Source organism: Streptococcus sp. k-628 (assembly GCF_013277475.1).
GTDB lineage: Bacteria > Bacillota > Bacilli > Lactobacillales > Streptococcaceae > Streptococcus.
The window spans coordinates 1-16,003 of sequence record NZ_VMMZ01000095.1 but is presented as its reverse complement, the minus strand read 5'-3'; the positions used below and the strand labels follow the sequence as shown (position 1 = coordinate 16,003).

17 protein-coding genes are annotated in these 16,003 nt (G+C 40.7%); 12 read left to right on the top strand and 5 right to left on the bottom strand.

The genetic code is table 11. The features are described from left to right. Positions 1–62 precede the first annotated feature (62 nt). On the bottom strand, positions 63–758 hold the full coding sequence (locus HT730_RS09810; RefSeq protein ID WP_173307480.1) for a VIT family protein: 696 nt from the start codon (positions 756–758) through the stop codon (positions 63–65). Positions 759–1,466: 708 nt separating this feature from the next. Between HT730_RS09810 and HT730_RS09805 the strand changes: the two genes are divergently transcribed. The 8 genes from HT730_RS09805 (at position 1,467) to HT730_RS09770 (ending at position 9,905) form a co-directional block, all read left to right on the top strand. Then, entirely contained in the window at positions 1,467–2,927 is a 1,461-nt protein-coding gene (locus HT730_RS09805) for an aminotransferase class I/II-fold pyridoxal phosphate-dependent enzyme (RefSeq protein ID WP_173307479.1), read from the top strand. Continuing rightward, positions 2,928–3,788 (top strand): polyamine aminopropyltransferase, encoded by an 861-nt coding sequence (speE, locus tag HT730_RS09800; RefSeq protein ID WP_000366713.1) that lies wholly within the window; start codon positions 2,928–2,930, stop codon positions 3,786–3,788. Beyond that, the gene (locus tag HT730_RS09795) at positions 3,785–5,044 is read left to right on the top strand and encodes a saccharopine dehydrogenase family protein (RefSeq protein WP_173307478.1); all 1,260 of its coding nucleotides are present in this window, start codon (positions 3,785–3,787) and stop codon (positions 5,042–5,044) included. The genes speE and HT730_RS09795 overlap by 4 nt, the downstream gene beginning before the upstream one ends. Next, the gene (gene nspC, locus HT730_RS09790; RefSeq protein ID WP_173307477.1) at positions 5,044–6,171 is read left to right on the top strand and encodes a carboxynorspermidine decarboxylase; all 1,128 of its coding nucleotides are present in this window, start codon (positions 5,044–5,046) and stop codon (positions 6,169–6,171) included. Before HT730_RS09795 ends, nspC begins: the two co-directional genes overlap by 1 nt. After that, positions 6,168–7,253: an agmatine deiminase gene (aguA, locus tag HT730_RS09785; RefSeq protein WP_173307476.1), complete on the top strand. Its 1,086-nt coding sequence runs from the start codon at positions 6,168–6,170 to the stop codon at positions 7,251–7,253. The genes nspC and aguA overlap by 4 nt, the downstream gene beginning before the upstream one ends. 9 nt (positions 7,254–7,262) lie before the next feature. Beyond that, positions 7,263–8,138, top strand: coding sequence for an N-carbamoylputrescine amidase (gene aguB, locus HT730_RS09780; RefSeq protein ID WP_173307475.1), 876 nt, complete (start codon positions 7,263–7,265; stop codon positions 8,136–8,138). 190 nt (positions 8,139–8,328) lie between these two features. Continuing rightward, the gene (locus HT730_RS09775; protein ID WP_173307474.1) at positions 8,329–9,030 is read left to right on the top strand and encodes a response regulator transcription factor; all 702 of its coding nucleotides are present in this window, start codon (positions 8,329–8,331) and stop codon (positions 9,028–9,030) included. Next, positions 9,027–9,905 carry a HAMP domain-containing sensor histidine kinase gene (locus tag HT730_RS09770; protein WP_173307473.1) on the top strand — a complete coding sequence of 293 codons (879 nt, stop codon included), beginning with the start codon at positions 9,027–9,029 and terminating at the stop codon, positions 9,903–9,905. Before HT730_RS09775 ends, HT730_RS09770 begins: the two co-directional genes overlap by 4 nt. Before the next feature lie 40 nt (positions 9,906–9,945). Here the strand turns inward: HT730_RS09770 and HT730_RS09765 are convergent, their stop codons facing one another. The 3 genes from HT730_RS09765 to HT730_RS09755 form a co-directional block, all read right to left on the bottom strand. Beyond that, the gene (locus HT730_RS09765; protein WP_173307472.1) at positions 9,946–10,698 is read right to left on the bottom strand and encodes an ABC transporter permease; all 753 of its coding nucleotides are present in this window, start codon (positions 10,696–10,698) and stop codon (positions 9,946–9,948) included. A gap of 10 nt (positions 10,699–10,708) precedes the next feature. Beyond that, positions 10,709–11,617 carry an ABC transporter ATP-binding protein gene (locus HT730_RS09760; RefSeq protein ID WP_173307471.1) on the bottom strand — a complete coding sequence of 303 codons (909 nt, stop codon included), beginning with the start codon at positions 11,615–11,617 and terminating at the stop codon, positions 10,709–10,711. A gap of 141 nt (positions 11,618–11,758) precedes the next feature. After that, a complete protein-coding gene (locus HT730_RS09755) occupies positions 11,759–12,568 on the bottom strand; it encodes a Cof-type HAD-IIB family hydrolase (RefSeq protein ID WP_173307470.1) in 810 nt (269 codons plus the stop codon). Between the two features lie 218 nt (positions 12,569–12,786). On the opposite strand from HT730_RS09755, the gene HT730_RS09750 reads away from it, so the two are divergent. Continuing rightward, the gene (locus HT730_RS09750) at positions 12,787–13,458 is read left to right on the top strand and encodes a CPBP family intramembrane glutamic endopeptidase (RefSeq protein ID WP_173307469.1); all 672 of its coding nucleotides are present in this window, start codon (positions 12,787–12,789) and stop codon (positions 13,456–13,458) included. 73 nt (positions 13,459–13,531) lie between these two features. On the opposite strand, the gene HT730_RS09745 is transcribed toward HT730_RS09750, so the two are convergent. Next, positions 13,532–13,708 (bottom strand): AraC family transcriptional regulator, encoded by a 177-nt coding sequence (locus HT730_RS09745; protein ID WP_173307468.1) that lies wholly within the window; start codon positions 13,706–13,708, stop codon positions 13,532–13,534. Between HT730_RS09745 and HT730_RS09740 the strand changes: the two genes are divergently transcribed. From HT730_RS09740 to HT730_RS09730, 3 genes are read left to right on the top strand one after another with little or no spacing between them, the layout of a single operon-like run. Continuing rightward, entirely contained in the window at positions 13,701–14,609 is a 909-nt protein-coding gene (locus HT730_RS09740) for a LysR family transcriptional regulator (protein WP_001025694.1), read from the top strand. The two genes, HT730_RS09745 and HT730_RS09740, sit on opposite strands and share 8 nt — an antisense overlap. Further along, the gene (gene lspA, locus HT730_RS09735; protein ID WP_000745696.1) at positions 14,606–15,067 is read left to right on the top strand and encodes a signal peptidase II; all 462 of its coding nucleotides are present in this window, start codon (positions 14,606–14,608) and stop codon (positions 15,065–15,067) included. Before HT730_RS09740 ends, lspA begins: the two co-directional genes overlap by 4 nt. Continuing rightward, positions 15,057–15,944 carry an RluA family pseudouridine synthase gene (locus HT730_RS09730; protein WP_000403215.1) on the top strand — a complete coding sequence of 296 codons (888 nt, stop codon included), beginning with the start codon at positions 15,057–15,059 and terminating at the stop codon, positions 15,942–15,944. The genes lspA and HT730_RS09730 overlap by 11 nt, the downstream gene beginning before the upstream one ends. The last annotated feature ends 59 nt before the right edge of the window (positions 15,945–16,003 follow it).

Sequence of the window (16,003 nt, the reverse complement as noted above, 5' to 3'; positions counted from 1 at the left end):
AGTCAGTAACATATATACGGCAAGGCGAAGCTGACGTGGTTTGAAGAGATTTTCGAAGAGTATTAAATGCTGAAAAGTTGTCCGAGCAGGAAAGTAACTCCCATAGTTAAGAGACCAATAGCAAGGTTCCGAATCATAGCTGTTTTGGTTGGGGCTTTTCCAAGTCTGGCACTAGTGTAGCCAGTGAGAAGAAGGGCCACACCGACAATAAGGACAGTAGCAGGGATGCGATATTCACTTGGGAAAATGGTCACTGACAGCATTGGTGGTAAGCTACCAAGGAAAAAAGAAATAAAGCTAGAGATAGCAGCATGCCAAGGATTGGTAAACTCTTCATACTCTATCCCATATTTTTCCTCTACCAAAGACTTGAGTGGATTTTTTAGAAAGGCCTTGTTGGTGAGAAGTTGGGCTGATGTTTCACACTCGCCATTTTGGATATAGGCGGTATAGAGAGACTTTTTGGCTAGTTCCATATCTTGGTCTAGTAAGAGTTGCTCACGCGCAACGGCTGCTTCCTCGGTATCTTTCTGAGTTGAAACGGATACATATTCTCCACCAGCCATTGAAAAGGCACCGGCTAAGATAGCTGCAAATCCTGATAAAAAGATAATCCAGATATTGCTCGTAGCACTGGCAACCCCGATAACCACACCAGCAATGGAAATAATCCCATCATTAGCACCAAGAACACCAGCACGCAGGATATTTAAACGACCTGTAAAATTTGAATCAATTTCGTGATTTGTTTCTGACATATTATTCTCCTTTTTATCCAGTATAAAGGAAAAATATAAGGAAATCAATCTTTTAAAAGTATCTGAAAAAAGTTGCACGATTTTAATGATATAAAGATGTCGACATCTTCTCTAATAGATCAAACACCGAAGGTAAAGAGTATAGAATAGCATAAAAAATTTTAAATTAAATACGATAAATATTTTGTTCACTTTATAATCGTTTGCAAGAGAATAATTAGTATTAAATCAAATAAAATCCAAATATTTTACGAACTTTTTTATATCTTTTTCGTAAAAGGCTTTACAAGTTCTTAAAAACATGATATAGTAATAAAGCTTAGAAAATGAGATGATGTTTTCTAGCAAATATAAACCCGAGTAAAAAATGCCTACGGACAGGCAGGGTTGAATGCCGAAGCGTGGTTGAAAAACCACATTATTGATAGGGTTAAAAGCCTACTTTTATAAGTTGATGTTAGGACGTTTGTCCTAATTCATAAATTTTTAGTGTGGTGAAAGCACACGTCATCTTGTGAAACGATCAATAAAGTACGTAATATTTGCTACTAGAGAGTTAGGAAACATCAGGAACAGACATACTCAACAGAAACCAAAATAAACACGTCAGAAGATTGCAGAGCAGGTGAAAACCTGCTCTTTTTTCATGAGTCAACCTTTAGTTCCTTAGTTTTCATAAGGTCCTAAAAATATGGAAAGGAGTATGTCTTGAAGGAGTTAGATCAAAACCAAGCCCCAATTTATGAGGCCTTGGTGAAGTTACGCAAGAAAAGGATTGTTCCCTTTGATGTACCAGGTCACAAGCGTGGACGGGGAAATCCAGAACTTGTTGAACTGTTGGGGGAAAAATGTGTTGGCATTGATGTCAATTCGATGAAACCCTTGGATAATCTAGGCCATCCCATTTCGATTATTCGGGATGCAGAGAAGCTGGCTGCAGATGCTTTTGGAGCTAGCCACGCCTTTCTCATGATTGGTGGAACAACTTCATCGGTGCAGACTATGATTCTGTCAACCTGCAAGGCAGGAGATAAGATTATTCTGCCACGCAATGTCCACAAATCTGCCATCAATGCGCTGGTTCTATGTGGTGCCATTCCCATCTATATAGAGATGAGTGTAGATCCTAAGATTGGTATCGCTTTAGGTCTTGAAAATGACCGAGTAGCACAGGCCATAAAGGACCATCCAGATGCTAAGGCCATTTTGATTAACAATCCCACTTACTACGGCATCTGTTCAGACCTAAAGGGGTTGACAGAAATGGCTCATGAAGCTGGTATGATGGTTTTGGTAGATGAGGCCCATGGAGCGCATTTGCATTTTACTGATAAACTTCCAATTTCTGCTATGGATACAGGTGCTGATATGGCAGCAGTTTCTATGCATAAGTCTGGTGGGAGTTTGACACAAAGTTCGCTTCTTTTAATCGGGGAGCAGATGAATCCTGAGTACGTTCGTCAGATTATCAATCTTACCCAGTCAACATCTGCCTCTTACTTGTTGATGGCTAGTTTGGATATTTCACGTCGCAACTTAGCCCTTCGTGGTAAAGAATCTTTTGAGAAGGTCATTGAGCTATCCGAGTATGCCCGCCGTGAAATCAATGCCATTGGCGGTTACTATGCCTACTCAAAAGAGTTAATAGATGGTGTGTCGGTTTGTGATTTTGATGTAACCAAGTTGTCAGTTTACACTCAGGGGATTGGTTTAACAGGTATCGAGGTTTATGACCTCCTACGAGACGAATACGACATTCAGATCGAGTTTGGTGATATTGGCAATATCTTGGCCTATATTTCGATTGGTGACCGCATCCAAGACATTGAACGATTAGTTGGTGCCTTAGCAGATATCAAGAGACTATACTCACGAGATGGGAAGGACTTGATAGCAGGAGAATATATTCAGCCCGAGTTAGTGCTGTCTCCACAAGAAGCCTTCTATTCCGAGAGAAAAAGCTTGACCTTGGATGAGTCTGTTGGACAAGTCTGTGGGGAATTTGTCATGTGCTATCCTCCAGGAATTCCTATCTTGGCTCCTGGCGAACGCATTACACGAGAAATTGTCGATTATATCCAATTTGCCAAGGAACGTGGTTGCTCCCTTCAAGGGACGGAAGATCCAGATGTCAATTACATCAACGTTATTAAAAGAAAGGAGAACTAGATGGATTTATGGTTTTCTGAAGTTCATACTCCAGATGTGAAATTGTCCCTGAGAACGGCCAAGCAACTATACGCTGGTAAAAGTGAATGGCAGGATATCGAAGTCTTGGATACACCAGCTTTTGGGAAAATACTAATTTTAAATGGGCACGTCTTGTTCTCAGATGCAGATGATTTTGTTTACAATGAAATGACGGTCCACGTTCCCATGGCTGTCCACCCAAATCCCAAGAAAGTCTTGGTTATTGGAGGTGGCGACGGTGGTGTTGCTCAAGTATTAACCCTCTATCCTGAACTGGAGCAAATCGATATTGTGGAACCGGATGAGATGTTGGTTGAGGTTTGTCGTGAGTATTTCCCAGATTTTGCAGCAGGGCTAGATGATCCTCGTGTTACCATTTATTATCAAAATGGGCTACGCTTTTTGCGAAACTGCGAAGATGACTACGATATTATCATCAACGATGCGACAGATCCATTTGGCCATACGGAAGGGCTCTTTACAAAGGAATTTTACGGTAATAGTTATCGAGCTCTGAAGGAAGATGGTATCATGATCTACCAGCATGGGAGTCCCTTCTTTGATGAGGATGAGTCGGCTTGCCGAAGCATGCATCGCAAGGTCAATCAAGCCTTTCCAATCAGTCGGGTCTATCAGGCCCATATCCCAACTAGCCCTGCTGGTTATTGGTTGTTTGGATTTGCTTCGAAAAAATACCACCCTGTCAAAGATTTTGACAAGGAAGGCTGGAAAAAACGCCAGCTTTTCACAGAATACTACACTGCAAACTTACACGTGGGAGCCTTTATGTTGCCCAAGTATGTTGAAGACATTTTAGAAGAAGAGGAAGGAAAAAAATGAGTCGTTTACTAGTTATTGGATGTGGGGGCGTTGCCCAAGTTGCTATTTCAAAGATTTGTCAAGATAGCGAAACTTTTAAAGAAATTATGATTGCCAGCCGTACTAAGTCAAAATGTGATGACTTAAAGGCTAAATTAGAAGGCAAAACAAGTACCAAGATTGAAACAGCAGCACTTGATGCTGACAAGGTTCAAGAAGTCATTGCCTTGATTGAAAGCTATAAGCCAGAAGCTGTTTTGAACGTAGCTTTACCATATCAAGATTTAACCATTATGGACGCTTGTTTGGCAACAGGTGTTCACTATATCGATACAGCAAACTACGAAGCAGAAGACACAGAAGACCCTGAATGGCGTGCCATCTACGAAAAACGCTGTAAGGAACTTGGTTTTACAGCTTACTTTGACTACTCATGGCAGTGGGCTTATCAGGAGAAATTCAAAGAAGCTGGCTTGACCGCTCTTCTTGGTTCTGGTTTTGACCCAGGTGTGACTAGTGTCTTTTCTGCTTACGCACTTAAACACTATTTTGATGAAATCCACTATATCGACATTTTAGACTGTAATGGTGGTGACCACGGTTATCCGTTTGCAACAAACTTTAACCCAGAAATCAATCTACGCGAGGTTTCTGCGCCAGGTTCTTACTGGGAAGATGGAAAATGGGTCGAAGTGGAAGCTATGTCAATCAAGCGCGAGTACGATTTCCCTCAGGTCGGACAAAAAGACATGTATCTCCTTCACCATGAAGAAATTGAATCATTGGCCAAGAACATTCCAGGTGTCAAACGCATTCGTTTCTTTATGACTTTTGGTCAATCATACTTGACGCACATGAAATGTCTGGAAAATGTCGGTCTCCTTCGTACAGATACCATTAACTTTAATGGACAAGACATCGTTCCGATTCAATTCTTAAAAGCCTTGCTTCCAGATCCTGCCAGCCTTGGTCCACGCACGGTTGGTAAAACCAATATCGGTTGTATCTTTACAGGTGTTAAAGATGGTGTTGAAAAGACCATCTACATTTACAATGTTTGCGACCATCAGGAATGTTACGCAGAAGTTGGTTCACAAGCAATTTCTTACACGACTGGCGTTCCAGCCATGATTGGGACAAAATTGGTTATGAACGGTACTTGGAAACAAGCTGGAGTGTATAACCTTGAAGAATTGGATCCAGATCCATTCATGGAAGCTTTGAATGAGTATGGTTTACCATGGGTTGTGGTTGAAAATCCACAAATGGTGGACTAATGAAGCTAGAACAAGTACCAACACCAGCTTACGTCATTGACTTGGTAAAGTTAGAAGCCAACTGCCACATCTTACAATATGTACAAGAAGAAGCTGGTTGCAAGGTTTTGCTTGCCCAGAAGGCGTATTCCCTTTATAAAACCTATCCCTTGATTAGCCAGTATTTATCAGGTACGACAGCCAGTGGACTCTATGAAGCTAAGCTAGCTAGAGAAGAATTTCCAGGAGAAGTCCATGTATTTGCGCCTGCTTTCAAGGATGCAGACTTGGAAGAATTGCTGGAGATAACAGACCATATCGTCTTTAACTCAGAGAGACAATTGCGTAAACATGGGGCCCGTTGTCGTGAAGCTGGTGTAAGCGTGGGTTTGCGCCTCAACCCTCAGTGTTCAACTCAAGGAGATCACGCTCTCTATGATCCTTGCGCCCCTGGATCCCGTTTCGGAGTTACTCTAGACAAGATTCCTAGTGATTTGCTGGAATTGGTTGACGGCCTTCATTTTCACACCCTTTGCGAGCAGGGAGCAGATGATTTAGAGACAACTTTGAAAGCAGTAGAAGAGCAGTTTGGTTCCTATTTGCATCAAGTTAAATGGCTCAATATGGGGGGCGGACACCACATCACGAGGGAAGACTACGATATAACTTTGCTGATTTCAGAAATCAAGCGTATCCGAGAAACTTACAATCTTGAAGTCTATATCGAGCCGGGTGAAGCCATTGCGCTCAATGCGGGTTATTTAGCAACTGAGGTATTGGATATTGTCGAAAACGGTATGGAAATCTTGGTTTTAGACGCCTCTGCGACCTGTCATATGCCTGATGTACTTGAGATGCCCTATCGCCCACCTTTGAGAAATGGCTTTGAGGCACAGGAAAAAGCCCATACCTATAGACTTTCTTCCAATACTTGTCTGACGGGCGATGTGATTGGTGATTATAGCTTTGAAAATCCAGTCCAAATCGGTGATAGACTTTATTTTGAAGACATGGCTATTTACTCATTTGTCAAAAATAATACCTTTAACGGTATTGGATTACCAAGTCTTTATCTCATGGATGATCAGGGTGACTGTAGCTTAGTCAAAGCCTTCGGATATCAAGACTTTAAAGGGAGATTATCATGATGGACAGTCCAAAAAAATTAGGCTATCGTATGCCAGCAGAGTACGAACCACACCATGGTACTCTCATGATATGGCCGACTCGACCAGGTTCATGGCCCTTTCAAGGAAAAGCTGCTAAAGCAGCTTTCAGCCAGATTATAAAAACCATTGCAGAAGGGGAAAGAGTCTATCTTTTGGTGGAGCAAGACTATCTATCTGAAGCCCAAGACTACCTTGGAGATAGCGTTGTTTATCTAAATATTCCTACCAATGATGCCTGGGCGCGTGATACAGGTCCGACCATTCTCATAAATGATAAAAGGGAAAAGTTGGCAGTAGACTGGTCTTTCAATGCTTGGGGTGGTGCTGTGGATGGTCTGTATCAAGATTATGAAGCAGATGACCAAGTAGCCACTCGTTTTGCTGAGGCCTTGGAAATGCCTGTTTATGATGCCAAACCTTTTGTACTAGAAGGCGGAGCGATACACAGCGATGGTCAAGGAACCATTCTTGTGACTGAAAGTTGCTTGCTTAGTCCCGGTCGCAATCCTCATCTTAGTAAGGAAGAAATCGAAAATACCTTATTAGACAGCCTTGGAGCTGAAAAAGTTATCTGGCTGCCTTATGGTATTTATCAGGACGAAACCAATGAACACGTTGATAATGTTGCAGCCTTCGTTGGTCCTGCTGAGCTTGTTTTGGCTTGGACAGACGACAAAAGCGATCCTCAATATGCCATGTCAGCAGCTGATTTAGCGCTTTTAGAAAAGGAAACAGATGCAAAAGGTCGTCACTTCACCATTCATAAACTTCCAATTCCAGCTCTTCATCAAGTTGTAACCAAAGAGGATTTGCCAGGCTACATCTATGAAGAAGGAGAAGAAGAGCGATACGCAGGTGAACGACTAGCAGCTTCCTACGTAAACTTTTATATCGCCAACAAGGCAGTCTTGGTTCCCCAGTTTCAAGATCAAAACGATCAAGTGGCCTTAGATATCCTCAGTAAGTGTTTCCCAGACCGTAAAGTTGTCGGAATTCCAGCCAGAGATATTCTCTTAGGTGGTGGCAATATCCACTGTATCACCCAACAAATCCCAGAATAGGAGAAAAAGATGAGAAATGTAAGAGTTGCAGCCATTCAGATGCAATGCGCTAAGGATGTGGCAACAAATATCCAAACCGCAGAGCGTTTAGTACGTCAGGCTACAGAACAAGGTGCACAAATTATTCTCTTGCCCGAGTTGTTTGAACGTCCCTATTTCTGTCAGGAACGTCAGTATGACTACTACCAGTATGCCCAGTCGGTGACAGACAATACAGCTATTCAGCATTTTAAAACCATTGCTAAGGAGCTAAAGGTCGTTTTACCGATCAGTTTCTATGAAAAAGATGGCAATGTCTTGTATAACTCTATTGCTGTCATTGATGCAGATGGGGAAGTGCTGGGCGTTTATCGGAAAACCCACATACCAGATGACCATTATTATCAAGAAAAATTTTATTTCACACCTGGCAACACAGGTTTCAAGGTCTGGGATACTCGCTATGCCAAGATTGGGATCGGTATCTGTTGGGATCAATGGTTCCCCGAAACAGCCCGCTGTCTTGCATTGAATGGGGCTGAATTGCTCTTTTATCCAACTGCTATTGGTTCAGAGCCAATTTTGGATACAGATAGTTGTGGTCATTGGCAACGTACCATGCAAGGACACGCAGCAGCAAATATTGTCCCAGTTATTGCAGCCAATCGCTATGGCTTGGAAGAAGTCACTCCAAGTGAGGAAAATGGTGGACAGAGTTCCAGTCTTGACTTCTACGGTTCATCCTTTATGATGGATGAAACAGGAGCTATTCTAGAACGAGCTGAAAGACAAGAAGAAGCTGTTCTGTTAGCAACTTATGACCTAGATAAGGGAGCAAGCGAACGCCTAAACTGGGGCTTGTTTCGAGATAGAAGACCCGAAATGTATCAACGAATTACGGATTAGTATGGGAGAAAGGAGAGATTCATTCTGCTAGACTAACTTCTTATTAGCAACTATAAGATACTAGGTCATCTAGCAAGTGGATTTTATATTTTAATCCTCTAAGGCTTTCTCGCGCTTTTATGCGAGAAGCTTTTCTGTTTAAGCTTTATCAATAAAACATGCTATAATAGTTGCAGAAAGGTTGGTATTTATGGCTAGGATATTGGTTATTGAAGATAATAGTGACATTCAAGAGATTTTACGAACACTTCTTACTGAGGAGCATGAGGTGATTCAAGCCTTTTCTGGTACAGAAGGAATCATGCGTTTTGACCAAGGTGGGATTGACCTCGTTTTGCTCGATATCATGCTTCCTGGGAAAAATGGGGATCAGGTTTTAAAAGCCATCAGGGAACAAAGTCAAACTCCAGTCATTATGCTAACGGCTTTGAGCGATAAGAAGTTAATCAGCCAATACCTCTTAGACGGTGCCAATGATTACATAGTGAAACCTTTTGATTTGGACGAAGTCTTTGCTAGAGTTACTGTTCAATTACGCCAAAGTGCAGAAAAACAGCCTATGGAAATAGGAAAAACTGAAAATCTGCCACAAAACTTGAAAAATATCCAGTTTGATGCAGAAAGTTTTGAAATCAAAAATAACCAGGAAACGATTCGTCTTGCTAAGAAAGAATGCTTGATTCTCCAAACTCTCCTTAAACACCCTAAGAAAATTTTTACTAAGGAAGAACTGTATGAATTGGTCTGGGAGGATAGCTACCTACCTGGAGATAATACCCTCAATACGCATTTGAGTAATCTTCGTAAAAAATTAAACCAGCTTGACCCAAATCAAGAATATATTGAAACCATCTGGGGCGTTGGGGTAAGATTAAAAGGAGACAAGCAATGACCTACATGATAATTTTTGTCCTACTAGTACTCCTAATTATTTTATCGATTGCATTGATTCGCTACCATCTAGCACTTAAAAACTTGAGTCAACAGATTGAAGACAAGATTCTCACAGGTAGTATGAAAAGAGTCGGAGTCAGCATTTTTTCCAAACATTTTTTACATCTCTACCAGCAAATTGAAAATCTATTTCAAGAAGTGGAACAATCTCGGTTGGTGATGAAAAGGGAAAAGCACACTCTGGATATGGCCATCAGCAATATCGCCCATGATATTCGGACGCCTCTGACTATCGCTTCAGGCTACACCCAACAATTGATAAAGTCTCCTGAAGACAAAGCAGAAACCCTACCCAAAATAGCCCAGCATCTTGATTTAGTTTCTAAACGTTTGGAGGCTCTCCTAGAATACCGTCGTTTGATGGAAGGAACTGTTAAACCAAAACTGGAAGAAGTTGATCTTTCAGCTTTTATCACCAAAAAGACTCTGGCTTATTATGATGTTTTTCAGGCGGCAGATATCACGCTTGACTTTAAGGTTGAAGCTGGTTTTAAAATGAGGACTGATGAAGACTTGCTGGATAGAATTTTACAAAATCTGCTTGGAAATGTCCTAAAACATGGCAAGGAAGAAGCGCGGCTATCTTTGAGAAAGGAAAAGGAACAGCTTGTCTTAGAGATTGCAAACCTTGTCAAACAACCCATTAAAAAAATAGAAAAGCTCAGCAACCGTTTTTATTCTGAAAATCTATCAGACACGGAAGAATCCTCTGGTTTAGGTCTTTATATCACTGAGGAATTATGTCATCTTCTCGGTGCAGATATGAAACTAAGCACAGATGGGCAATGGTTGTCGGTTTTCATTTACTTTTAACGAAAAGAACCCTCCTCTGTAGCTAGAGGAGGTCATTTTTTTATAGACTTTTCTTTTTGAAAACTGCCAGTCCACTTAGATTAAAGATTACAATAACAGCTAAGGTAACTATAAGTGTATAGAAAATGGATTCACTATTAGCAGTCATAGCATAGAAAAACTGCAATGATAAATATGGCAAAATTTTGATATTTGGAAAAAGGAGCATTGGCATAGAAAGTAAGATAGAGCTGACCAAATAACCAATAAATACCGCAAGATAAGAATGACTAACATAGAGGATGAAGGAAACAATGGAAAGCCAAGCAAGGAGGCAAAGGAATTGAAGGGAAATTGTTATCAGTAGATTGCTAATAAAGCCATCAGGCATAGTTCCAAATCCATTTAAGATCGTTGCTGGAATAAAGGCAATCACAAGGCTGATGATAACTTGTAAAAGTGCAATACAAGCCAATACAAAGGCTTTGGCAAGGAAAAACTCGGTACGAGAGACACCCACTGTTAAATTATTTTTATAGAGTTTACCGATTAAATCAACTCCAAGAACGAGGCAGGCTAGGATGATGCAGAGAAAAACGAGGTTTGAACCTTGACTAGATGCGTTGATAAGTGCTTGTACACCGTCCCAACCATGGGTTGGAATTTCTGGTTCTTTTGTCTGGATTGCCATCAGATGACCAGTAGCTCCAAAAATAGCCCCCATTAACATGAGTACAAAGAGAATGAACTCTGTAATCCAGAATCCTTTGGAACGGAAAAGACGGTAAAAATCTGCTTGAATGGTGTGTATCATGATTTTCCTCCTATTCGACCAATTGGGTGAAGTATTCTTCTAGATTTTGACGGGCATAGTAAATCTCGTCAATAGCGACATCTGCCAAGGTTAATTCCTTGAGAATCTGTTTGACATCTTGTTCCTGACCAAAGATGTGGATTTCATTCTCAGGATTGACAACCTTGAACTGGAGCTGGATTTGTTCTTTCAATACTTGACAAGCTTTCTCTTGGTCGGCTGTCTTAAGCACAATATAATCCTCACTTAGTGTTTCAAATTCAGCTTTGCTGATTTCACGGATAATCTTGCCTTGATCTAAAATACCAAAACGATTGGCTAGGAGATAGAGTTCTGACAAGATATGGCTAGAGATAAGAATGGTGATCCCTTTTTCTTGATTAAGCCGTTGAATCATCAGACGAAACTCTTTGATACCGATTGGGTCGAGACCGTTGATAGGTTCATCTAAAATCAGGAAGTCTGGTTTGGATAGAAGGGCAATGGCGATACCAAGTCTTTGTTTCATTCCTAGCGAGAAATCACGAAAGACTTTCTTACCTGTATCTGGCAAACCTACATAGTCCAGCGTTTCTCGAATGACTTGATCAGCATTTGGAATATGCCGAATCATACAATAATATTTCAGATTTTGATAGGCTGTTAAGTGATTATGAGCTACAGGTGATTCGATAACAGAACCTACTCGAGATAGAGCCTTGCTCCACTCATTTTCCGATTGACTAGAAAAGAGGGAAACAGTTCCTTTATCCGCAAACAGTAGTTGCGTAATAATTTTTATCAAGGTGGTTTTCCCAGCTCCGTTCTTCCCGATAAGTCCATAAATATCTCCCTCTCTTATCGTTAGATGAAGATCCTGAAGGATAGCTTGTTTGTCAAAGTTTTTGGACAATCCATGAATGTCGAGTACTGTTTTCATGATTCTCTCCTTTTGATTTATTTTGATAATTTTAGTATAAAGCATAGAAATCAAAGAAAGCTCAAGCATTTCTAAAGAGTTTCTAAAGTTTTAGGAATTCTTAAATATCAAAACCCAGTTGACACGAACTGGGCTTCTTGATTATAAAATATATTTCTCAATGGCACGCGCAACACCGTCTTCTTCGTTGCTTACTGTAACAGCATCCGCAAGAGATTTGACATAATCGCTGGCATTTCCCATTGCAATACCAAGTCCTGCAAACTGGAGCATTTCAATGTCGTTATTGGCATCGCCCATGGCCATAATCTCTGAGGAATCAATCTTCAAAATATCTGCTAGTCGAGAAAGAGCAGTAGCCTTTGTCGTACCAAGTGGCATAGCTTCATAAATGACAGGCTGCGAACGAACTCCACTAAATCGTTGGCAGAGTTCCTCAGCAAAACGTTGCTCAAAATCGTCTGTTTGGCTCTCTGCTCCTAAAAACATACCTTGGAACATGCGATACTTGCCACTGGTAGCTTCCTCAAGGGAAATTTCAGTCAGGTCTGAAAAGACCAGCTTGGCATCATTTTCAATGACTTGATTGGGCTTGCCACCGAGGACAAAATAATGTTCCTCATCAAAAAGAGTCAACTGAACATCACTTTTTTCAGCTAGGTCATAGAGGTATTCGATGTCTGCTGGACTAAGTTCTTGCCAGTCAACTAGTCCCCAGTCACTGGTCTGGTGAGTTGAGCAACCGTTATTAACAATCACATACTCATTCTGGAGGTCCAGCCCCAGTTTTTTATAGTAGGGGAGGACACCGAAAAGCGGGCGACCCGTACAGAGAACCAGTTTGACACCTTTTTCAATAGCTTGGTGAATAGCAGTAATATGAGCTTGTGGGATTTCCTTGGCTTCATTGAGGAGGGTTCCATCCATATCCAAGGCTAATAGTTTAATCATAAGACTTCCTTCTTTATCTTTTGGTATTATTATAGCATATTTTAGAGAAGATGATGGTAAAAGGGGAGGGGGTAATTGATTTTACAGTCTAGGATGTTTTGATGACAATTCATGATTTGAAGAGGATATTTCGCCAATATATGCTATACTAAACTTGTTATACAGTTAAGCAAACCATTCTATTCAATAATCTAGTCAAGGAAAGCAGAGGATTTAATATGAAAAAACGAGCTATTCAAATTTTACTAGCATTATCCTTAATTTTTTACAAATCAACTTGGTTTTGGGGAATTTTCAATCACCTCGTAAAGCCCTATCTACCAGCAAGTCGTGAATTTTTTCAGATTCTGCTTTTGATGGAGAGTGGAGGTCTTTTATTAGCGGTCATCTATCTACTAGTTTTTGCAGGAAAGAAAACTTTTCATTTCAAGTGGCAGCTGAGGTACTTTATCTACCTTTTACTGGCCTACATCATTTCGTATATGTCGGACTTCTTCTTGTCTTATTTCATACCCTCGACTTCAAATCAAATCTCTTTGAATGAAACGATAGAAATGATGGGGAGACAGGAATTACCCTATTTCTTGCTCATAGCTTGCTTCATCGGCCCTATTGCTGAGGAATTGATTTATCGCGGTGTGCTTATGACAACCTTTTTCAAAAACTCGCCTTGGTACGGAGATGTCTTGCTTTCTGCTATTATTTTCGGTTATATTCATATCAATTTTGCTTTAACTCCTCTTGCTTTTTTCATTTATGCTAGTGGAGGTCTCATTTTAGCTCTACTGTATCGCATGACAAAAAATCTCTACTATCCAATACTAGTTCATATTCTCATCAATATCACTGCTTTCTGGAATGTGTGGTTACTCCTATTTTCAGGAAGTTAGCTTACTAAAACAATGTCGGAACTTTCCGGCATTTTCTTTTTTTCACAAATAGTCATCGTTTTTCTTTCCTATACTAAAGTGGTGTGTATCCAGTTATTTTTTTGAATTGATTTTGAAAATAAGATTGGCTTGAGAAAGGCAGATAGTGAAGATAGTTAAGAAGAATAGGATGTTCTTTTTTCCTTTTTGGAAAACTTCTAAAATATGGTATAATGAAAAGATAAAGAAGTTGGAGGTAGAAGATGAACATTCAACAATTACGCTATGTTGTGGCTATTGCGAATAGCGGTACTTTCCGTGAAGCTGCTGAAAAGATGTATGTTAGTCAGCCGAGTTTGTCTATTTCTGTGCGCGATTTGGAAAAAGAATTGGGCTTTAAGATTTTCCGTCGGACCAGCTCAGGGACTTTCTTGACCCGTCGTGGGATGGAATTTTATGAAAAAGCGCAAGAATTGGTTAAAGGATTTGATATTTTTCAAAATCAGTATGCCAATCCTGAGGAAGAAAAGGATGAATTTTCCATTGCTAGCCAGCACTATGACTTCTTGCCACCAACCATTACGGCTTTCTCAGAGCGCTATCCTGACTATAAGAACTTCCGTATTTTTGAATCAACTACTGTTCAAATTTTAGACGAAGTGGCGCAAGGGCACAGTGAGATTGGGATTATCTACCTCAACAATCAAAATAAAAAGGGTATTATGCAACGGGTTGAAAAGCTAGGCCTTGAAGTCATTGAATTGATTCCCTTCCATACTCACATTTATCTCCGTGAGGGGCATCCTTTAGCCCAGAAAGAGGAATTGGTCATGGAGGATTTAGCGGATCTACCGACAGTTCGTTTCACTCAAGAGAAAGATGAGTACCTTTATTATTCAGAGAACTTTGTTGATACCAGTGCGAGCTCACAGATGTTCAATGTGACTGACCGTGCTACTTTGAATGGTATTTTAGAGCGGACGGATGCCTATGCGACAGGTTCTGGATTTTTGGATAGTGACAGTGTGAATGGCATTACAGTTATTCGTCTCAAGGATAATCTAGATAATCGCATGGTCTATGTTAAACGTGAAGAGGTGGAGCTTAGTCAAGCTGGGACTCTCTTTGTAGAAGTTATGCAAGAATATTTTAATCAGAAGAGGAAATCATGAAAAAAAGAGGAATAGTGGCAGTCGTTGTACTGCTTTTGATTGGGCTGGATCAGTTGGTTAAATCCTATATCGTCCAACAGATTCCACTGGGTGAAGTTCGTTCTTGGATTCCCAATTTCGTTAGCTTGACCTACCTGCAAAATCGAGGGGCAGCCTTTTCTATCTTACAAGATCAGCAGTTGTTATTCGCTGTCATTACTCTGGTTGTCGTGGTAGGTGCCATTTGGTATCTACATAAACACATGGAGGACTCATTCTGGATGGTCTTGGGTTTGACCTTGATTATTGCAGGTGGTCTTGGGAACTTTATTGACAGGATAAGTCAGGGCTTTGTTGTGGATATGATCCACCTTGACTTTATCAATTTTGCAATTTTCAATGTGGCAGATAGCTATCTGACGGTTGGAGTGATTATTTTATTGATTGCAATGCTAAAAGAGGAAATAAATGGAAATTAAAATTGAAACTGGTGGCCTGCGTTTAGATAAGGCTTTGTCGGATTTGACAGAATTATCACGCAGTCTCGCGAATGAACAAATCAAATCAGGCCAGGTCTTGGTCAATGGCCAAGTCAAGAAAGCTAAGTACACGGTCCAAGAAGGCGATGTCGTCACTTACCATGTGCCAGAACCAGAGGTCTTAGAGTATGTAGCTGAAAATCTTCCGCTAGAAATCATCTACCAAGATGAGGATGTGGCTGTCGTTAACAAACCTCAGGGGATGGTTGTGCATCCGAGTGCTGGTCATATCAGTGGGACTTTAGTAAATGCCCTCATGTATCATATTAAGGACTTGTCGGGTATCAATGGGGTTCTGCGTCCAGGAATCGTTCACCGTATTGATAAGGATACGTCAGGCCTTCTCATGATTGCTAAAAACGATGAGGCGCATCTAGCACTTGCTCAAGAACTTAAGGATAAAAAGTCTCTCCGCAAATATTGGGCGATTGTTCATGGAAATCTACCCAATGATCGTGGTGTCATTGAAGCACCGATTGGCCGTAGTGAAAAAGACCGTAAGAAACAGGCTGTGACGGCTAAAGGGAAGCCTGCAGTAACTCGTTTCCACGTCTTGGAACGCTTTGGCGATTATAGCTTAGTGGAGTTGCAACTGGAGACAGGGCGTACCCATCAAATCCGTGTTCACATGGCTTATATCGGTCATCCAGTCGCTGGTGATGAGGTCTATGGTCCACGTAAGACTCTGAAAGGACATGGACAATTTCTTCATGCTAAGACTCTAGGGTTTACTCATCCGAGAACAGGTGAGACCATGGAATTTACAGCAGATATCCCAGATATTTTTAAGGAAACTTTGGAGAGATTAAGGAAGTAAGAATGAAGTGTAAAAAGAAGTCCAGTATAATTATGGTAACTGCAATCTTAATCATAATA